At 42.3% G+C, this 21,378-nt stretch carries 16 protein-coding genes; 11 read left to right on the top strand and 5 right to left on the bottom strand.

Annotated elements, in window-relative coordinates:
• Positions 1-63 precede the first annotated feature (63 nt).
• The gene (locus Q9G97_RS10535) at positions 64-1,938 is read right to left on the bottom strand and encodes an ESPR-type extended signal peptide-containing protein (RefSeq protein ID WP_305898780.1); all 1,875 of its coding nucleotides are present in this window, start codon (positions 1,936-1,938) and stop codon (positions 64-66) included.
• Between the two features lie 669 nt (positions 1,939-2,607).
• On the opposite strand from Q9G97_RS10535, the gene rpoZ reads away from it, so the two are divergent.
• The 8 genes from rpoZ to Q9G97_RS10575 all read left to right on the top strand — a co-directional run bounded on the left by rpoZ (position 2,608) and on the right by Q9G97_RS10575 (position 13,146).
• Positions 2,608-2,868: a DNA-directed RNA polymerase subunit omega gene (rpoZ, locus tag Q9G97_RS10540; RefSeq protein ID WP_305898781.1), complete on the top strand. Its 261-nt coding sequence runs from the start codon at positions 2,608-2,610 to the stop codon at positions 2,866-2,868.
• Between the two features lie 382 nt (positions 2,869-3,250).
• The gene (locus tag Q9G97_RS10545; RefSeq protein ID WP_305898782.1) at positions 3,251-5,437 is read left to right on the top strand and encodes a bifunctional (p)ppGpp synthetase/guanosine-3',5'-bis(diphosphate) 3'-pyrophosphohydrolase; all 2,187 of its coding nucleotides are present in this window, start codon (positions 3,251-3,253) and stop codon (positions 5,435-5,437) included.
• A gap of 84 nt (positions 5,438-5,521) precedes the next feature.
• A complete protein-coding gene (locus Q9G97_RS10550) occupies positions 5,522-5,902 on the top strand; it encodes a Rid family detoxifying hydrolase (RefSeq protein ID WP_201569977.1) in 381 nt (126 codons plus the stop codon).
• A gap of 147 nt (positions 5,903-6,049) precedes the next feature.
• Positions 6,050-8,350 (top strand): primosomal protein N', encoded by a 2,301-nt coding sequence (locus Q9G97_RS10555; protein ID WP_305898783.1) that lies wholly within the window; start codon positions 6,050-6,052, stop codon positions 8,348-8,350.
• A 142-nt stretch (positions 8,351-8,492) separates the two neighbouring features.
• Complete coding sequence (locus tag Q9G97_RS10560; protein WP_201569979.1) at positions 8,493-9,677, top strand: cation diffusion facilitator family transporter; 1,185 nt, start codon at positions 8,493-8,495, stop codon at positions 9,675-9,677.
• 67 nt (positions 9,678-9,744) lie between these two features.
• Positions 9,745-10,314 carry a YqiA/YcfP family alpha/beta fold hydrolase gene (locus tag Q9G97_RS10565; protein WP_305898784.1) on the top strand — a complete coding sequence of 190 codons (570 nt, stop codon included), beginning with the start codon at positions 9,745-9,747 and terminating at the stop codon, positions 10,312-10,314.
• A gap of 133 nt (positions 10,315-10,447) precedes the next feature.
• Complete coding sequence (locus Q9G97_RS10570) at positions 10,448-11,158, top strand: hypothetical protein (RefSeq protein ID WP_305898785.1); 711 nt, start codon at positions 10,448-10,450, stop codon at positions 11,156-11,158.
• 98 nt (positions 11,159-11,256) lie between these two features.
• A complete protein-coding gene (locus Q9G97_RS10575; RefSeq protein ID WP_305898786.1) occupies positions 11,257-13,146 on the top strand; it encodes a monovalent cation:proton antiporter-2 (CPA2) family protein in 1,890 nt (629 codons plus the stop codon).
• 117 nt (positions 13,147-13,263) lie between these two features.
• On the opposite strand, the gene Q9G97_RS10580 is transcribed toward Q9G97_RS10575, so the two are convergent.
• Positions 13,264-14,193 carry a DUF2628 domain-containing protein gene (locus Q9G97_RS10580; RefSeq protein WP_305898787.1) on the bottom strand — a complete coding sequence of 310 codons (930 nt, stop codon included), beginning with the start codon at positions 14,191-14,193 and terminating at the stop codon, positions 13,264-13,266.
• Between the two features lie 164 nt (positions 14,194-14,357).
• On the opposite strand from Q9G97_RS10580, the gene trmB reads away from it, so the two are divergent.
• From trmB to Q9G97_RS10595, 3 genes are all read left to right on the top strand, one after another.
• Positions 14,358-15,218: a tRNA (guanosine(46)-N7)-methyltransferase TrmB gene (trmB, locus tag Q9G97_RS10585; protein ID WP_305898788.1), complete on the top strand. Its 861-nt coding sequence runs from the start codon at positions 14,358-14,360 to the stop codon at positions 15,216-15,218.
• 950 nt (positions 15,219-16,168) lie between these two features.
• A complete protein-coding gene (gene recA, locus Q9G97_RS10590; protein ID WP_305898789.1) occupies positions 16,169-17,236 on the top strand; it encodes a recombinase RecA in 1,068 nt (355 codons plus the stop codon).
• 35 nt (positions 17,237-17,271) lie between these two features.
• Positions 17,272-18,378 (top strand): regulatory protein RecX, encoded by a 1,107-nt coding sequence (locus tag Q9G97_RS10595; RefSeq protein ID WP_305898790.1) that lies wholly within the window; start codon positions 17,272-17,274, stop codon positions 18,376-18,378.
• Between the two features lie 35 nt (positions 18,379-18,413).
• Here the strand turns inward: Q9G97_RS10595 and Q9G97_RS10600 are convergent, their stop codons facing one another.
• From Q9G97_RS10600 to Q9G97_RS10610, 3 genes are all read right to left on the bottom strand, one after another.
• Positions 18,414-19,871, bottom strand: coding sequence for an anion permease (locus Q9G97_RS10600; protein ID WP_305898791.1), 1,458 nt, complete (start codon positions 19,869-19,871; stop codon positions 18,414-18,416).
• Between the two features lie 223 nt (positions 19,872-20,094).
• The gene (locus tag Q9G97_RS10605; RefSeq protein ID WP_305898792.1) at positions 20,095-20,820 is read right to left on the bottom strand and encodes a YidB family protein; all 726 of its coding nucleotides are present in this window, start codon (positions 20,818-20,820) and stop codon (positions 20,095-20,097) included.
• A gap of 88 nt (positions 20,821-20,908) precedes the next feature.
• Positions 20,909-21,358, bottom strand: a complete 450-nt coding sequence (locus Q9G97_RS10610; protein WP_305898793.1) for a hypothetical protein — start codon at positions 21,356-21,358, stop codon at positions 20,909-20,911.
• Positions 21,359-21,378 lie beyond the last annotated feature (20 nt).

The following is a 21,378-nucleotide window of genomic DNA, read 5'->3' on the forward strand; positions in this document are numbered from 1 at the left end:
CAACTTACGGGGTTAATTCAGTTATTGAATACAGATTTTTATAAGCTAGAGGCTTATATCTGATTACCAAATCTTATAAGAAAGACCACCGCCAATAGCTGTGCCTCCTGTATCCGTATAAGAGCCACCAACTTTGTAGCTAAACTTACCTGAGCTAGTAGCACCAGATAACCCTATAGCGATAGCAGCCTCGCCATTATAGTAACCTGTACCACCTGTGATACGACCTTCACCTGGTGTCATCGCGCTGGGCATTGAAGCAATGGCAATCGCACTGGCGATACCGCCGCTTAGCTCATCTTCTAACTCGTCAACTTTATATCCTAAAGCAGATAACTGACCGAAGTTAACAGCATGATTAGGCGCAGTACCATTGGCAACACCCGTTATGACTTGATTACCAGCATTGATACCGCCTGTCGTCATACTAGGCCCACCTGCAATAGTAACACCAGTACCATTAATCGTAGTACTACCATTGGTCAGGCCATTAGTGTTAATAGTGGTATTACCATTTACGAATCCACTATTATTAATGGTGGTGTTGCCTGTTTTTAGGCTACCATTTGCACCTAAATTAACATCTTTTGCCAGCTTAATAGTTAGATTATCAGTACCGTTAGCGACCACACCGACATTATTGCCAGCAGCTAGATTCGCGCTATTGGTTTCGCCACCTGTGATAGTAAGCTTGTCACCTAGTTGACGATTGACATCAGCACCACTATCACCACCAAAGTCTAAGCCCTTAGCAATATTAGTAGTATTAGCTGCAATATTAGTCACGTTAGTAGCGATACCTGAAGCATTAGTGGCAACGCCTGAAGTATTAGCTGCGATATTGGTCACGTTAGTAGCAATACCCGAAGCATTAGTAGCAACGCCTGAAGTGTTAGCTGCGATATTGGTCACGTTAGTAGCAACGCCTGAAGTATTAGCTGCGATATTGGTCACGTTAGTAGCGATACCTGAAGCATTAGTAGCAACGCCTGAAGTGTTAGCTGCGATATTGGTCACGTTAGTAGCAATACCTGAAGCATTAGTAGCAACGCCTGAAGTGTTAGCTGCGATATTAGTTACGTTAGTAGCAATACCCGAAGCATTAGTAGCAACGCCTGAAGTGTTAGCTGAGATATTGGTCACGTTAGTAGCAATACCCGAAGCATTAGTAGCAACGCCTGAAGTATTAGCTGAGATATTGGTCACGTTAGTAGCAATACCCGAAGCATTAGTAGCAACGCCTGAAGTGTTAGCTGCGATATTGGTTACGTTAGTAGCAATACCCGAAGCATTAGTAGCAACGCCTGAAGTGTTAGCTGCGATATTAGTTACGTTAGTAGCGACGCCTGATGTGTTATTCGCTATAGTAGTTTTAGTAGCAGGACTAAGATCAACAACAAAGTCAGTGACATTAGTGATATTGTTCAAGTTACTACTAACAGCGACATCACCAGAACCTGCAGAGACAGTCGTACCATTAGCATTGACGGTATAAACATTTTGACCACTACCGCCTGGCGTATTGGAAACGTTATTGACATTAGTACCTGCCACAACTTCTGTTTTAGCATCAGCAGCTGCAAGACTGACCTGCTCTTGCGTGGCGGCTTGCCCACCAGTATATGTTGTAGTTGTACTAAAAGTTGTATTAGTTAATCCTGTAATCGTACCTCCAGTTGGACCTGCATCCGTATCCACAGTGATTGGATTAGCTCCAGGGATAGTGAAAGTTACTGCTACCGCTTGCATACTAAGACTAGCCGCAGCTAATCCTATACATAATGTGCTTAAGCGCAAAATACGGGCGCCTACGGTTATAGTGTTTCTATTAGAACTGACTGCTGTACTAGATGACTTATTTTTGCCTTTAGCATATTCCGTGACAGCCATAAAGCAGTTTGAAGCCTCGTTCCAGATAACTTTATATGTGCGATTCATAGTATTACATCCTGTAGTAGTTTTACTATTGCTTTATATTTGAAATCAATAGGAGCAATTGTAAGAGCAAATAAATAAGAACAACGGTATGTATTTATTCTAAAAGCCTTTACAAGAAGTGATGTATTAGGCAATTGCTTCGCTCAGCTTCTTCCATAAAGCTGCTAAGATTAGCAATCGTGATCAAAACTGATCATTATTAAAAATTTCTAAATAATTTTTCGATCACAACTTCATCATAGCAAGGCGCACTCTAAAATGTACCTGTAGATATATACAGGTATATGGATTAATAGACGGATTTGTAGCAAATAATCTACTCAATTGAAATTAAAGCCATTTTTTCGGGCTTATAATCGATGAAATGATGATTAAAACAATAAAAATTGATATTTAGTAAAGACATTTCGTAGTGCTGTAAGTTAATAATGTATGAGTCAGTAATAAAGGTAACTATATTTTTCATCAAAATTCGATTATCTTAATATTCTGAAATAGTTAAGTTTATGGTCCAGTAATAGACTTAAACTCAATCTATTAATTGATGAGATACTTTAGCCAAAAATTAATGTTATAATTACAAATTATCTTCTTATACTATATTTATATTTCCGTTATCACTATGCGGATTATTCGCGTTTTTGACAGAAACAACAGAGGTAGCTTGCTATGGCACGAGTCACGATTGAAGATTGCTTAGATAATGTAGATAACCGCTTTGAATTGGTATTGGTCGCCAGCAAACGCGCCCGTCAATTGGCCAAAGGTATTGCCGAGCCGATGGTAGAGGTCGATAATGACAAGCCTACTGTATTAGCTTTACGTGAGATTGCGGCAGGTAAAATCACTCGTGATATCTTGAACCAGCCAGAGCATAACTTTGCTACTAGCTCATTAGACTTAGCGTTATCGGGCGATCATAGCTTTTAGGTTTTAAGTGACTTAACTTGAGTGACTTAATGTAAGTGACTTAAAAAACAAGCTTATGAACCCATCATAGACCACAGTGTAGCGCTGTGGTTTTTGCTGTTTATAGTGGTTAATTTTGCTTTTAACGACTTAAGTTTATTGCGACGGCTATATCATTTTTGATTTGAGGACGATAAGTGACATACTTTTTATAGTTATATCCTTACTATCCTTAAGTTTTTAAGTCGTCTATACGCTTAGCGGTTGACATTTACTGTAATTTACGATTAATTAGAGGGTGGTTTAAACAATATAAGCGGTTGCGTATTAGTGCCTTTATTCAAGGCTTACTTTGACACCATACAACTATGCTGGCGTAAAATTATAATAGGATAGCCATTTTATGAGCCAAACTTTACCTAAACTCAGTCATTATCTGGTTGATGAAGCTCAGTATAATTTATTACGTTCTGTTGGTTATTTATCCGTTGATGAGCGCCGTGACATTATTGATGCTTGCGCGTTTGGTGATGTGGCACATATAAAGGATAAGCGTAAATCTGGTGAGCCTTATATCACTCATCCTATCGCTGTGGCTGAGATATTGGCAGGATTTCGCTTAGATCGCGATACGATTATAGCGGCTATCTTGCATGATACTGTTGAAGATACAGAGGTCAGTGACGAGCAGATTGAGCAACGCTATGGCAAAGTTGTGGCACGCTTGGTTGATGGGGTGACTAAGCTTAAATCCTCCAGCCATAATAAACAGCAAAATAAAGCAGCTACTTTTCATAAAATACTAACCGCAACACTCAATGATCCGCGCGTGTTAATTATAAAACTCGCGGATCGTCTGCATAACATGTCAACGCTCGATGCAGTGAGACCCGAAAAGCAGCGAGCTACTGCTCAGGAAACCTTAGATTTTTACGTGCCCTTTGCTCGTCTGATGGGTATCAATGATATTGCTGATTATATTGAGGTGCTGTGCTATCGCAACCTTGATTCAGATATGTATAACAAATTATCTGACAAGCTTTTACAGTATGGACTAGGACGTAACTTTCAAAAAGAAGCTATTCATCGTTATTTAATTATTGTACTGAGCAGTTTAGGTCTGACAGGACATGTCAAAATATTAGACAATCGCGTCACTATGTATCGCCAGTTTTTTCGTAATCGTGGTGAGATTAACACGTTACTCCGTCAGTACTCGTTTGAGATTGTGCTAGATACCATTGAAGCCTGTGACAAACTGGCTTATTACTTGATTAAAAAATACCAAATTGCAGATGACAATATTGCAGATAACATTCGTCGGCCACTACCAGGTGGTAATCAGTCGCTCACCTTGATCTATGATCGTGATAATGATTCTATCAAAGTCACTATCATGACCAAAAAGATGCAACGCGCTGCCCTGCTTGGGGTCATTGGTGCAGAGCATGCCTCTGATATTAGTCAGTCGGTGATTCAAGCTTCACTGCGTAATATGAAAGAGCTGATTGATGAGGATTCACTAGATGATAATAGTCCTGACTTCTCAGCAGCAGTCTCAACTATCAATGAGCTGATGGATTATCTGCATTCAAGTAAGATAATTTGCTATAGTCCACAAGGCCGCGCTTATGAGCTGCCACAAGGTTCAACCGCGCTTGATTTTGCTTATGCCGTTGGACCTATGGTTGGTAATGTGGCCGTTGGCGCTAACATCGATCATAAGCATGCCAAGCTTGGCACAGTGGTCACTAATGGTCAAACGGTTGAAATTGAAGTCGATAAAAGCTCTGAACCCAAAGCGGAGTGGCTTGGATTTGTAGCAACTAATAAAGCTCGACAACAGATACTACGCTGGTTTAAAGATTTATCTCATGAAGATAAACAGCGCCATGGTCAGCAGGCTTTAGATCGTGCCCTTAAAACCTATCAAAAAAGCCTCGATGACTTAAGCGTCAGCGATTGGAATAATTTATTAGAATGGCGAGGTATAAGTCAGAAGCAAGATCTATTTGAGCAAATTAGTTCAGGAACGCTGTTACCTCAGCTGATCGTATCGCGACTATTCAACGACGATATTACTAACATGTGCGCCCAAGACGATAATGAACAAATGGTACAGCCGCAGCAACTGATTGCCAATGCGGCGGGTGTAGAGCTTGATTTCGCTAATTGCTGTCACCCTATTTATGGTGATCCTATCGTCGGTCATTTATCACGCCACGGTTTAGTCGCCCATCGACACAAATGCTTCTCGTTGGATGATATTCGTAAAGACAACCCTTATCAAGTTATTCAATTGCGCTGGCGTGATGATAAAGCGGTTAAGCAGACCGAGTCAGAAGAATACGGCGGCAAGATTCGCTTTTCCGCTTATCTAAAGCTATCCATTATATTAAGCGATGAGCAAATTAGTGAAGTGGTTTACCATTTACGCCAGCTTAATATCGGCGTTGAAACCGTTGATGTACGTAGCACAGATACGGTATTACAAGTAGTAGTACGCAGTCGCAGTCATCTAGCGCAGGGTATTCGTGAGCTACGATCCCTGTTAGGATTCCCTAATATCATGCGTCTTTATCAGTTATAATTTTTAATTAACCAAAGCTTATTATTTGCAGAATTTTGCATTTATTAATTCTACATTTACTAATAACGATAACAAGGATAAATTATGAGTCGTCAAACCATTCAAACCGACAAAGCCCCTGCCGCTGTAGGCACTTACTCACAAGCGGTAAAAGTGGGTAACACAGTCTACATCTCAGGACAGCTAGGTTTTGATCCTGATACTATGGAACTAAGAGAAGGTTTTGAGGCACAAGCCAAGCAAGTATTTGAAAACATCAAAGCGATCTGCACGGCAGCTGGCGGTACGATCAATGATGTAGTCAAATTTAACGTCTCTTTAACAGACTTAAACGACTTTGCAGCGTTGAACGAAGTGTTTATCGCAAATTTGACTGAGCCTTATCCGGCTCGTGCTGCGGTGCAAGTCGCGGCATTACCAAAAGGTGGTGTGGTTGAAATTGAATCTATTATGTTTATAGAGTAAGTTTTAAACCATTGATAGATAAAAACATCTCTCTTAAATTTTGAGAAAATACAGTAAGCCCAAATAGTTCTACAAGAACCAATATTTGGGCTTACTTGTCTTAGTCGTTTTTATTACCCTCTTAATTATGAGCTGTGAGCGCACTTTATGTTGCTACAAGTTGCCCTACCTGTACCTCTTTATCGGGTATTTGACTATCACCCATTAGCAGATAAGGCCATTTTACCTGCGGTTGGTAGCCGTGTAGAAGTGCCTTTTGGGCGACAAACCTTAATAGGTATTGTGATTGCGCATATAGCCGAAGCTAACAGCGATGTCCCTAGCAACAAGCTCAAGCCTATTATCCGCCAATTAGACGATGAGCCTATCCTCAACTCGCAGATGCTCAATTTGGCCTATTGGCTAGCGCGTTATTATCACTATCCACTTGGTGATGTCATCGCTGTTATGTTGCCAAGCTTGGTGCGCCAAGGCAAGCCACTGGACCTGCTGATTACTCACTGGCGCATTTTGCCCCATGTCGCTGATGGTGATTTCCGTGCTAATGCCATTAAGCAAAAGCAGCAGTTTGATATGCTCAAATTGCATGGCGAGCGCGGAGCTAGTGAAGAGGTATTATTATTAGAAGGTATGCAACGTTCATTCTTAAAGACACTAGAAGAAAAAGGTCTTATTGAGCGTTATATCGAGCCAAAAGCGGCTCCAAAAGCGGTGAGCCTTGCTAAGATGCCGCTGGATCTCAATGCTGAACAAGCCCAAGCGGTTGATGCCATTATTGCAGTACACAAGGCCGAAGAATATACTGGGTTTTTGCTCAATGGTATTACGGGTAGTGGCAAAACCGAAGTCTACCTGCAAGCGATGCAAGCGGTACTAGAAGCAGGCAAGCAAGTGCTTATTCTGGTGCCAGAGATTGGACTTACCCCGCAAACGCGAGCGCGTTTTGCCAGTCGTTTTGCCGCACAGATTGTCTTATTGCATTCAGGGATGAGTAATACTTATCGGATGCAGGGCTGGCAGGATTGTCGAACAGGACACGCACAGATCATCATTGGTACGCGCTCAGCAGTGCTTTATCCTTTTGCTAATTTGGGGCTGATAGTGGTCGATGAAGCGCATGACGTCTCCTATAAGCAGCAAGATAGTTTGCGTTATCACGCTGCTGATGTGGCTTTGTATCGCGGCTTTCAAGAGAGTATTCCCGTGGTATTAGGTACGGCAACCCCTACCCTTGAGCATCTAAAGCTCATCGATGATGGCAAGCTTACTGAGTGTCAATTGCGTACACGTCCTGGCAATGCTGAACTGGCTACTATGCAGCTGATTGACGCGCGACTGCAAAGCACACATCAACAAGCGCAAGATGATGGCGCGCGTTTTGACACAGGTCTGACTGACGTGCTCATCGGTGCAATCAAGCAAACCTTAGAAGCTGGCGATCAAGTACTTATATTTCTCAATCGTCGTGGTTATGCACCCGTCCTACTTTGCGATGCTTGTGGTTGGCAAGCCGACTGTCCGCGCTGTGACGCGCATTTGACCGTGCATTACAATAATTCATCACAACAACATTCATCACAAAACAGTGCCTCACACAGTAGCGCTTATAACAGCAACTATCTAAAGTGTCATCACTGTGATTGGCAAGCTTATATTCCAACGAGCTGCCCTGATTGTGCTAGTCAAAACTTAGACGCTCGCGGTATGGGCACTACTCGTCTTAGTGAGAACTTACACGCTATCTTTGCTAATCCACAAACCAGTAAAGAGCTGTATCCTATTATTCAAATTGACCGTGATACAACGCGTCGTAAAGACAGCTGGGAAAATATTTATCAGCGGATCAATGAGGGCCGTCCTGCTATTCTAGTCGGTACGCAAATGGTCGCCAAAGGACATCATTTTCCTAATGTGACGCTGGTTTGCTTGCCTAACGCCGATAGAGGGTTTTTATCAGCAGATTTCCGCTCACCTGAACATACCGCGCAGTTAATGATTCAAGTGGCGGGTCGTGCAGGTCGCGGTGATAAAGCAGGACGAGTACTGATTCAGACCTTACAACCTGAGAACGAGCTATTATTAAAACTCGTCAAAGATGGCTATTTATCCTTTGCCCGCCAGCTTCTAGCGGAGCGTAAAATAATGGGGTTGCCGCCTTATAGCCATGCTGCCTTGATTCGCTGCGAGGGTAAAACCTTAGCCGCCACTACTCAAGCACTCAAAGACGCTATCGCCAATCTACCTGCTGGCCATAAACTAGCAGTACTAGGTCCTATTGACGCCCCGATGAGTAAAAAGAACAGTCGTTACCATGTGCAATTATTGCTGTTAGCCAAAGAGCGCCATCAGTTACACCGCGTATTGAGCATATGGTGGCAGCCAGTATTGGCTATGCCCAGTGTTAAATACCTTAAGCTGACTTTGGATATCGACCCTGTCGGCTGGTAAGCGCACTCTACTTAAACTATCTACACTATTGTTACGGCCTGATAACAGCGTCACTCCTTTAACTGTGCTAAATTCTTTAAAGTCGATAATCACCTAAGCAGCTCATTTAACGCTTATAAAAATAACTGTGGTAATGATTCCAATGAATTCTCCTCAAGATAATGACAGCCGTGCAAATACTAGCCATGCAAACCACAATCATGCAGACGAAAACCATGCAAGTGACAACCATGCTGAGCATACTCATAATGAGGAGCATAACCATGATAGCCACAACCATAACGACTCAACGCTAGCCGCTTCAACTTCAGCACAAAGCACTAAAGGCTATCAGCGCACTTTACTCATTAGCTTTGTTATTATTACTGGCTACATGTTTATTGAAGCTATCGGCGGCTGGCTGACGGGTAGCTTGGCTTTACTATCAGATGCAGGACACATGCTCAGCGACTCTATCGCACTTGGCGCTACGCTCATGGCGTTTAAAATAGGCGAAAAAGTAGCCACTCGGCAAAAGACTTTTGGCTATAAGCGTTTTGAGATTTTGGTAGCGGGCGTCAATGGTGCCACGTTAGTCATTATTGCAGTCATGATATTTTATGAGGCTATCAAACGTTTTAACTCGCCACCAGAGATTGCCACTCAAGGTATGCTTATCATTGCCGTTATTGGTATGTTAGTGAATATACTAGTCGCTTGGCTGATGCATCGTGGCAATAGTGCTGGCGACGGTCATGATCATGATAATAGTCATGGCTCGGCTGCAAATGAGTCAAAAACCAAAGAACCGACTAATCTCAATATGCAAAGTGCGTATTTGCATGTATTAAGTGACTTGATGGGTTCAGTAGCCGCTATTGTTGCCGCCTTATTAATGATGGGTTTTGGCTGGGTCTGGGCTGATGCAGCAGCTTCAGTGATTGTCGCTATTTTGATAATTGTCAGCGGTTATCGAGTAGTACGCGACTCGGTGCATATTCTAATGGAAGGTACGCCAAAAGGTATCTCGATTGAGATGGTCGAGGCGCAAATGGTGACTCATCCACAGGTGATCAAGATTCATGACTTGCATGTTTGGAGCATTACTAGTGGTCTAAATGCGCTCTCGAGTCATGTAGTCGTCGATGGGGAGATGAACATTCATGAGGCTAGTCTACTGATTAGCGAGCTTGAGCAGGGCTTACAGGAGTTGGGGATCAATCATGCCACCATTCAAATTGAAAGCCTATCGCACCCACAAACTCAAAGCCATAGCGATGCCCTAATTTGTAATATCTCAGAGCGCCCGATGAATGATACAGGCGGTCATATAGGTCATTCGCATTGATAATAGTTTAATAGACAACAGAAGATAATATCTCTGCAAATTTAGGGCTTTATTTAAGAAGAGTAAAATGATGACGCATTCTATAGATAGTAATAACAGTGTAGCCAGCGGACAAACTTTACTCCTATTTTTCCACGGTCTCGACTCAAGCGCTGAGACCAATAAGTTTACTTGTATTGAGCATCAGCTTAAATACTGCTTAACGGTCAATTACCGCCAAGGCTTCGAAAAGGCGCTAAAAGTGTATGATGAGTTAATCCAGCAGAAGATGCTTGAGTATCCACGGATAGTACTAGCAGGGCATTCGCTTGGGGGCTGGTTTGCCAATCATTTTGCTCATAAATATAATCTGCGAATTTTGTTAATTGCACCCTGTATTAATCCTAACGTTGTATTATTCAACAGAGCGCCCGACGCTAATGACTTACCTTTTCTGACTAGCAATAAACAGCTAACCAAAGTCATGGTTGAAGTAAGTGATGAAATTTTGAGCGTTGAGACAGCAAAAAGAGTACTCGTTGACCTGCCTGCAAGCTGGGAGGTAGTCTACTTTACAGGTGGTCATCATCGTATAGCCCGGTCAAAACAAATTAATGAGTCTATTGATATTTTATGTGCTGATAATGGCTCACTCTAATAAATTAAAATAACGTTAACTTATACCCTTGTGAGAGCCTATCAACAGAAATAACCACGTAAATTATTCCTCGTTACCCCTATAAATTATATATACTTGTTCGATAGAATCCTTTATTTGACGATGTAGCCTTATGTCTAGACGCTCAGCTCCTTTTGTCGCGCCTGATCTAACTGATCCGCTCGATCTTGATTCAAAAGAGAGTAAAAAACACGCCAAGGTATTGCTGTCTACCCTACAAGAGGATATTGCTAGCTTTCGTGAGCAGCAGTTTCCGCCTGATATCCTACGACAGATTCGCGATATGCCTATCTATGAGGGCAATCTAGCTGAGGTGCAGGCATACCAAGCGCGTTGGCAGAACCTGCTTGAACGCGCTATGGCTTTTTATCCAGCTGCCTACTTGCCCCCCGATCATCTACCCCTACCCGCCAGCCTTGAGATTCCGCAGTTTATCTTTAATGTCCAACGCTTGCATTTGACTAAAACTTTAGCCAAAGAGTCCAAGAGCTTTGGCTCAGTGACAGCTTTAACCGATAAATGCGGTGAATATAGCGTCCAAGAACTAGAGCGTATGGCAGCGGTATTCGAGAATGATGATGAAGCCAGATTAGTGGCCCATCGCGAGTTTATCGATTTGCGAGCTTATATATTCTGCCGCGATGCTAAGGGCGAGATGCTAGAGCCTGAGCGCGTACGATTTTATCGCACAGGATTAATTGTTCATGCCCTACCCGATTTTAAGATCGTCGATAGTCGCCAAACGCCGCGCAAGCGCCGTAATGATGCTTATAGCAATCCGATCGCAAATAATGATATTTGGAAAATTTACCAAAAAAAATAGCTCAGATAGAAACCTTTAAACAAAAGCACTTAAATAAAATTTTATCGAATCATCATTACGCTTTTAGCGTTTGCTTTATCGATTGCTAAGGATTGACTATGTTCGCTGCCGCTGCCGCCGGCTCACCAAACTTAATGCTACAAGCGACTATATTTTTGGGTGCAGCGCTGCTGTTCGTCCCACTGGGTAAGCGCTTCGGTATTGCCACCGTGCTAGGTTATTTGATTACGGGACTTATTCTAGGACCAAGTGCCCTTGATGTTGCAGGCGATGCGGAAAGTTTATTGCATTTTTCTGAATTTGGCGTGGTGATGCTACTGTTCATCATTGGTCTTGAGTTGCAACCTTCACGGCTGTGGGCCTTGCGTCGCTCTATCTTTGTACTCGGCGGCTTACAGGTTGGGGTTACTGGCGCGATCTTAATGGCTATTTTGTATAAAGCTTTCTCCCTACATCTAGATACCGCCTTTATCGTCGGCTTTGGCTTAGCGCTCTCCTCTACTGCATTTGTCCTGCAAATTCTCACTGAAAAACAACAACTATCAAGCACTCACGGCCGCGAAGCCTTTACTATTTTGCTGTTCCAAGATATTGCCGTTATTCCGCTACTTGCGGTTATTCCGTTTTTATCAGGGGTGCGCGAGCAAAGCTATGATCTGATTTATTTTGCTAAAGTCTTTGCCGTATTTGCAGGGCTTATTATTGCCAGTCGTTATATTGTTCGACCGTTTTTTAAGTTTGTGGCCTCAAGCGGTGCGACCGAGTTGTTGACTGCCGTTGCACTATTTATCGTTATGGGCGTGTCTATCTTGATGGGGCAGATCGGTCTATCGATGGCATTAGGCGCGTTTTTGACAGGGGTATTACTCGCGGACTCAGAATATCGTCACGAGTTAGAGGCAAGTATTGAACCCTTTAAGGGGCTGCTATTAGGGCTATTCTTTATGTCCGTTGGTATGCTGACTGATGTCAAACTCATTATCGCCCAGCCGCTGTTTATCATTGGCTGTGCGGTTGCCCTTATGCTGATTAAATTTGGGGTCATTGCTGCTATTGCCAAACTCTCTGGCAATCGCTGGCCGACTAGTATTCGTCTTGGGGTCACTTTAGCCCAAGGTGGTGAATTTGCCTTTGTATTATTTAGTGTAGCATCCGCTCAAAACGTCTTGCGACCTGAGCTGGCCAATATGCTCAACCTCATCGTGACTATTTCTATGGCGCTGACGCCAGTAGCATTTTTATTATTAGAAAAACTTGGCGAGCCATTTTTTGACAAGCGCAAGCCTAGCCGTGAATACGACACTATCCCCGACCATGAACATCCCGTCATTATTGCAGGGTTCGGGCGAGTTGGACAGATCATCGGGCGCGTACTACGTATGCATAATATCGAATTTACCGCTATTGAGCGCTCTGCCAATCGCGTTGATTTTGTGCGTAAATTTGGTAATCAAGTCTACTATGGCGATCCAAAAAACCCTGAAATCTTGCGCGCCGCTGGTATTAATAAGGCACGTATTTTTATCATTGCAGTCGATGATTTGGAGCGCTCAATCACTACCGCGCAATATTTAAATCGTAATTATCCTGATCTAATCGTTCTAGCTCGGGCGCGTGATCGTCAGCATTATTACCGTCTACGTGAAGTTGGTGTGCGTCATATCTGGCGTGAGACTTATTTGTCTTCACTCGATATGTCACGTGAGTCGCTGCAATTATTAGGTATTTCACCTGAAAAAGCCCGCGAAACTATTCAGACTTTCCGTGATTATGATGATGATCTGATTGAGCGTCAGCAAGCTATCTACGGTGATGAGGCCAGTATGATTGCCTCAGCACAATCGGCTATGGCTGAGCTTGAGAGCTTATTTGACGAGGATATTGATAAATCACGCAAGTTAGATCTCAGCGAGTTTTATGAAGCGCTAAAGGGTCAAGCCATCCCTGTTGATGACAATGACAACGCAGCAACTGATCCTAAACCTTAAAGCTATCACTTTAAATCTATAGTTTCAGATTATTTATAGCTTTAAGGTATTTATAAATTTAGATTATTTTTAGATTCAAAGTGCTGTTTACTGTTTTAATTTTATCATTGATACGCGTTAATTATCCGCACAGTAAGCAGGCGCTTGTTTATCATTGAGGGATGTGGTGCAGTACCAGCTATTATCATCCATGTTATGATAAAAAATAAACTTTTGCTGATCAAGATAACGTATTGGAAACTTTACATTTTGAATGGTGGCGATAACCGCACAGTCTGAAGCTACGATACCATCAACTTGAGTCGCCATGCGTACTTGCACTTGTCTATTTTCAGTCGTTATCGGTAGCTGCGTAGGACAGCGATTCGTCTGCTCATAAAGTATCGCCACTTTGTTCTGCGCTGTTTTGCCACTATCATAAGCATCGAATACGACAGCATTCTCTTTGGGTTTAGCATAGATAGGCAAGAACTGTACATTGATAACGACTAGCGAAAATATAAAAAAGCCAAACCCTAAAGCCAATCCAAATAAGCTCACCCCACCCTCTTTCTTGAGATGCGCCTTTTGTGCCGCTTCATCACGTGGATGATCCTCAATAGCATCAGCGATTTCGCGACGCGCCATACGATAGTAATAAGCATCCGTCCAGCGTGCTACCATATACGACCAAAACACCCAAATAACGCCAGCGATACCCATGCGTACTAGCATCTGGTAAGCATCTGGAATCACCCACATAGCGGCAAATTCAAAGGTAACTAAAACGATGGCGACATTTAGCTGAATAAATGACCAGCCAGCGACGCTATAAACAATAGCGTCCATATAACGCTTACGATACAGCAACCAAGGAAAGGTGATAAAAAATGCCGCCCAGTGCCACTTTGGTGATAAATAACCTTGTTTATCGAACTCTTCAAAGCGCTTGATATAATAGCTTTGCGTGCGATGACCGATAAACCATTGATCCAACTGTTTACGCCGAGCGGGCGTCAGTTTTTCTTGATAAAAAGGGGGCGGTGAATCAGTCTCGATAAATAACATGGCGATAAGCTCTGTTTTATTTCTCTCTCAGTCAGCCTTCTATTGTATTACAACTCAGCGTCCGTTACCTCGCCGATAAGCAAAAGTGTGATAACCATTCACACTAGAAACTATTTCGCCTATAATAGATCTATCTTTTATTGCAACTAAGCGTTCTTAATTCTATGAGTAACTCTTCTATTCCTGATAACTTTGATAACTCTGATCCCACTAACTCTACTGACCTTGATAGCCTTAATGTTGGTACTTTGAGCAGTAATGTTACGGCTACTGATAATACTGTGGCTACTCAAGCTGACCCAACTGCTGTTAGTGATAAGCATATACGTATCGTTAACACCTTTATGAAACGTCGCACCCACATGAACAAAAACGCTGAGCAAGCCTTAACGGATCCAGAGTTTGCGCAGTATTTAGTTAATAATAGCTTCGGTGATGGTGACCTTGATGGTATTACCGATTTGCGTGTATTGTTTGCTGACACCCCGAATGGTAGCGCGGCACCGCTGACATTAGAGATTGGTTTTGGGCTTGGCGATTCACTGATTGAAATGGCAGCAGCTGAGCCGACACGTAACTTTGTTGGGGTGGAAGTCCATGAGCCAGGCATTGGCAAATGCGCTTACATGGCAGGCACGCAGAACCTAACTAATATCAGAATTATTAACGGTGATGCCATCCAACTGCTCAAGCAATTACCTGAAAACCATATCGACCGTATTCAGCTATATTTTCCTGACCCTTGGCAAAAAAAGCGTCACTATAAGCGTCGTTTTGTCAGTCCTGAGCGTATGACAATAGTCACGCGCGCGCTCAAATCTGGCGGCTGGTTCCATACCGCAACCGATTGGGAGCATTATGCCTTTTGGATGGTCGAGGTATTAGATAATTTTGTAGGCTTGACCAATCAAGCAGGTACAGGTCAATTTACTGCTCGACCCGACTTTCGTCCGATGACTAAGTTTGAGCGTCGCGGTATAAACAGTGGTCATGGGGTTTGGGATCTGATTTATACTAAAGATTAATCTAATATTATCAGAGCTTGAATTGAATGTTAAAGTGCAGTGAGTAAGCGACTATCTATATAGTCGCTTTTTTATTTTTGTACAAAGCTAAGTTCTTGAGATAATATTTTTTATTCATATGACGTGAAACCTTGGCTATCTAGTCAGCTTTTTTAGCGAATAACCCATGCTAAAAGCTCCTGTCGTAGTAAAGCTACTGTTTTGCAAACTGCGCAAACATTGATAGTATAAGGCTTTGCTAAGTTCTCCCCAGAAGCTGTGGATAACCCTGTGGATAACTCACTACTTGACAACGACCTACGTTGATAGCCTAACGCTTTAGGTAAAATTGGTCATTTTTTATACAATTTATTATTCCATAAAAATCAAATACTTACATATAAATTAAATATAAATAATTTATTTTTAATTTATTTTAAAATAATTACTAGTCTGAATTATGTTTCACAGCAGCAGAATAAAATCATACTATTTGCTGTGGACAACTTGACAAACTATTAGCACACTGGTTTGAATTTATGGTGATTACGACAATATTATACTATTTATACACCATAATTATCTCATACGACAATTACTGTCGCTTAGTATCTGCTGAGACTCATCAGAAGGCTTGGTTTTTGCTATAATTACCTTATCTAATAAAGAGGCAACGACAACGGCAAAATGTATTTTTCATTGTTAGTCAGCGTTGTAAAGCCTGACTATTATTGGCTTTTTAACTGCTATACCTATTCACATTTACTGTATAGTAAGATTTACCACTCATATTAGCTTGTAACGGTTGTTTTACTCCTAATCCTCTACACCCCTTATCCTATTATCAAATATAAGCTTTAACCATGAGCTAAAGAAGAAGCGTTACTTATTACAGAAGCTCATTATGCGCTGTGTGAAATTTACACTCCTAAGATAATTTAGTAACCTATATTAACCATAAGGAGTCCATTATGGACGAGAATAAAGCCAAAGCACTCAAAGCCGCACTAGGTCAGATCGAAAAGCAGTTTGGTAAAAACACTATCATGCATTTAGGTGATGATTCAGCAGCGCTTAATAATGTTGACGTGGTCTCTACAGGGTCGTTAGGCTTAGATATCGCACTAGGTATCGGCGGTCTGCCTAAAGGTCGTATTGTGGAGATTTATGGCCCTGAAAGCTCTGGTAAAACGACGATGACTTTGCAGGCTATTGCACAGTGTCAAAAACAAGGTGGTACTTGTGCCTTTATCGATGCTGAACACGCCCTCGACCCTGTCTATGCACGTAAGCTAGGTATCAATACTGATGATCTACTTATTTCGCAGCCCGATAACGGTGAGCAAGCCCTAGAGATTACTGATATGCTAGTGCGCTCAGGTGCTGTCGATATGATCGTTATTGACTCTGTGGCAGCGCTCACACCGCGTGCTGAGATCGAAGGCGAGATGGGTGATTCGCACATGGGTTTACAAGCCCGTCTGATGAGTCAAGCCCTACGTAAGATTACGGGTAATGCTAAGCGCTCTAACTGCATGGTGGTCTTTATTAACCAAATTCGTATGAAAATTGGCGTCATGTTCGGTAGTCCTGAGACCACTACTGGTGGTAATGCGCTAAAATTCTATGCTTCGGTACGGATGGATATTCGCCGTATTGGTGCAGTCAAAAACGGTGATGAAATCATTGGTAATCAGACGCGAGTCAAAGTTATCAAAAACAAGATGGCACCACCCTTTCGTCAAGCAGAATTTGAGATTACCTATGGCGAAGGTACGAATCACTTAGCAGAAGTCATCGACTTGGGCGTTGATATCGGTGCCGTAGGCAAAGCGGGCTCTTGGTATAGTTATGGCGATGAAAAAATCGGTCAAGGTAAGGCCAATTCGGTAATTTATCTAAAAGAGAATCCTGCTATTGCTGAAGAAATTGAAGCCAAAATTCGCGCTGAAAAATTAGGTACGGTTAACGAAAATGCTAAGTCAGATGCTGAAGAAATTGAGGCGGATGTAAACGCTGAATCAGAAGCACCTTTGTAATAATAAAGTGCTTATAGATCGTATAGAGGTCTTCTATGCAGATTAAAACCTTAGCCGAAATACTAGCCGAGTCGGACACCGACTCGGCTAATGCGGTTGGTGCAAAAAAAAAGCCCCGCAATAAAACCTACAATAAATCTCAGAACAAGCCTAGCAAAACTGAGTTATTTGAACGTATAAAATCAAAAAAGGTGAAGCGTTTAGATAAGCCTTCTAACGATTATTTTAATACTCAAGAAAAAACGAATGACGATACAGATGCTGATAATGGTTATTTAGCAGATTCAGCTTCTGAGTCATATCAACCTAGCTCTCATTTTAAACCTCAGTCTAAACCCAAATCAAAACAAGGCACTAAGAAAAAAAAGCGTTTTCATCCTGCGGCTGCTTTTATTGCTGAATCGACTGATGCTCCCGTCTATACACCTCCTGAATCGCAGAGTATCAAACAGATGCTAGCAGAGGTAAAGGGTACTGTTGAGCTTAATGAAAATAGCGAGCAACCTGATGCTAATAAAGATATCAGTACAAATACGAATACCGATAACATACCCTCTGCTCTAAAAGCTTATCTGCGCACTCCAGAGCAAAAGCAAGCTGAGCTTGACGCTATAAAGGCCGAAAGTCGTTTGCGTTGGTTGGCGTTTTATTATCTATCGAGACGCGAGCATGGTAGAGCTGAGCTCAAGCAAAAGCTTATCGACAAGGAGCAAGATCCTGATAGCATCAATACGCTGCTGGATGAATTTGAGGAAAAAGGCTATCAAAGCGACTATCGTACAACTTTGATGCTCATTCGCGAAAATATTCGTAAGGGTCGCGGTCGCGGACGTATTAAACAAGAGTTTTACAAAAAAAAGCTCCCTATGCCAAGCAACATAGACGAGCTTATTGATATGGCAAATACTGAATCTGAAGAATTTAGTGAGTTTGTTGATGATGACGAGGACAGCTTAGTCGATGGTGTTGATTGGCTAAAGCTTGCCGTCACCGCGCGCATAAAAAAATACGGTGATAGCATCCCTACTGAGCAAAAAGAGAAAGCCAAGCAGTTGCGCTTTTTGCAATATCGCGGTTTTAAGGCTGATGTTTGCTTTGCTGCGCTCAACTATACTTTAGACAATTTAGATGAGCGTTTTTAGTATTTATAATGTCTCAAAACTTTAATTTTAAATACTTAATAGTAGCCCAAGAACTTCCACCATATCAGTCCCGCACCAATCCAAACCACTAAGTTCACCACACTCATCACCGCTCCTACACCCCACCATTCGCCAAGGGTAATATAACCTGAGTTAAAGATAACAGGTGCTGTACCCGTTGCATAGTGGGTCAAGGTCATCATAATATTACCTGCTGCTGCTAGAATAAGCGCGTATAACATTGGTGGCGCGCCTAAGCTTAGTCCAACGGCATAAAAGGCGGCAAATAGCGCAGTGATATGAGCAGTAGTACTCGCAAAAAAGTAATGAATATAGAGATAAACTAAAGTTAAAATCGCCACTGCACCGACCCAGCCGACTCCTGTTATCCCTATCATAGATTCGATATTCTCTGAGAACCAGCTGATAAGCCCTAATTTATTCAAGTACGAAGCCATCATAATCAGCGCGCCAAACCAAATAATCGTATCCCAAGCCGACTTTTCCTTAAGGATATCATCCCAAGTCAATACGCCTGTCACTATCAAAGTAGATAGCCCAATAAATGCTGTGGTTGTGGCATCAACGCTGAATTGCTCACCAAAGATAAGCGCAGGAATGTTGGCCCATAATATAAGCATCAGAGCAAACACACCGAGCATAATTTTTTCCTGCGTACTGACATGCCCCATCTCAGTTAAATTATCTTTGGCAAAAATCTTAGCATCAGGGGTTTGCTTAACCTCTGGCGGATAAATCAAATAAATAACGATCGGCATTAATATCAGACATAGCATACCCGGTATAAACATTGCCACAGCCCATGTCGTCCAAGACAATTGAATATCACCGCCAGTGGCTTTATTGACTAAATCAACGACTAGTGGATTAGGCGCAGTCGCTGTGATAAACATTCCAGAGGTAATCGGATTAGCATGGTAATTGACCATAGCTAAGTAGCTACCGATCTTTTTTTGACTACCCTCCTCTGGCGTAGAGTGAAAGCTTTGAGCGATAGACTTCATAATTGGATGAATAATCCCGCCGCCTCGTGCTGTATTAGAGGGTGTTATAGGCGCGATCATAAGCTCCGCTGCCGTTAATGAATAAGCGACACCGATAGTTTTTTTACCAAAGATCGAAATAAAATAATATGCAATACGACGACCTAGACCTGTTTTTATCAAGCCGCGTGAGATCATCACTGCAATACCGATCAACCAAATTAATGGACTTGAGTAGCTTGATAATGCATCAGCAATAGATACTTTTGGACTCTCATTAGTGACACCTGTAAGCGCTACTAATGTCACAGCAATAATAGCAATAGCGCCAATGGGTAATGCTTTGCCGATGATAGCTACAATAGTACCTATAAATAACGCTAACATGTGCCAAGCTTCTGGGGTCACGCCAGCAGGTACAGGAATAACAAACCAGATGATCAAGCCTGCTAAAATAGCAATGACCGTAGGTATAGGTTTAAAAGGCATAGCGCACTCACTTGACGTAGTTTTAAATATAAAAAAACCTTAAAGTCTATTAGGTTTTTTGAAATGAAGCCTAGTTGTATACTGAAGTAATTATAAACTAACTTTATATTTAATATAAAACCACTTTGTTACTAATGATTTTTTAATATAAAAAAAAGAGTATGTTGTCAAACATACTCTTCGATGACAAAACTTTAAAATAATATACTTATAACAATTTGACTTATTTCAAGCCGCCTAAACGACTAGATAACTGACCCATAATTTGATCAATCTCTTGATTGGCCTCAGCTTCATTATCTAAGTTGCCATTAGGAGTGAGCTGATTCATCACCTCAGGTAACAGCTCAGCCAGTCCTTGACGAACCTCGCTGTCATTTGCACCCGTATGAGCCGCCACTTGCTGAATCTCTTGCTCATCAAATAAGCGACTAATCTCATTAGGATCGAGGTTCTCGTTCTGCTCGCTGTTACTCATCCAAGAGCGTGCTTGCTGCTCATGACCCATACCGGTTATTTTGGACAAAGCCCCACCCAAACCGCCATTGCGTTGTACCCAGCTGAGCACCATTGGCATTAAAGCTGCTACTAGCATTCCTTTACCACCGAAGCCGCCTCGGCTTTTCTGCCCACCACCTAATACGCTACCTAAGATATCACCGAGCCCACCTGCGCCTGCGTTCATACCGCTGCGTTGATTACCACTCAGCATACCGCCCAATCCCCCGACGATGTCATCTAACCCAAAACCTTTGTCCTGTTGGCGTTCGTATTGTTGCGGGTTATAGCCCCCTGTTTGACCACCACCGCCAAGCACACTCCCTAATATGTCACCAAGCCCACCTGTACGACGTGGATTCACACCTTGATTGACTGGATTGCGCTGAGCATCATTGGGATCCATAGCGCTGCGAGCGACTTGTGCTACCAAATTTCCTAGTAAACTCATAACTTTATCCTTATGTTATTCATATAATATAGAATGCTGTTCATAGTTAAGATAGCAGATATTGCGAGGTTTCTAGATAGGCGTTTTGTTATGAGCTTTGTACATGAGTGACGGTAGCTAGTATGTTTATTGCTTGCCATTGCGTAGGTGTCATCTGATCGCGAAATATCGTGATAGAGAGTAATTTTGATCGAGGTTCTACGACTTTGAATTGCAAATGTATTAATAACTGATAACGTTGTACGCTGATAAGTTCCGCTTGCCATAAGGCATCACCGCGACTAGTACGCATTAGCAGCTGCCAGCCTTGATTTAAGCGCTGGCTAAGCGGAGGCTGGCTTAAATGCAGTACTATCGGCCGTGATAAAGCGAGATAGCTGACCACAAGCGTTGTTACTATAAAGACAAATAAGTACTGCCATAAGGATAGTTGAGCAAACAAAGCTAATAGTATTAACGTACCAATCAAAGTAATGTAAATCAATAAGCGTAAATAGCTCCCAGCTTTGACGGCAGCATCAATACGTAGAGAGGTCATAAGCGCTATATCCTTATAGT

It is taken from the genome of Psychrobacter sp. M13 (genome assembly GCF_030718935.1).
GTDB classification, from domain to species: domain Bacteria; phylum Pseudomonadota; class Gammaproteobacteria; order Pseudomonadales; family Moraxellaceae; genus Psychrobacter; species Psychrobacter immobilis_G.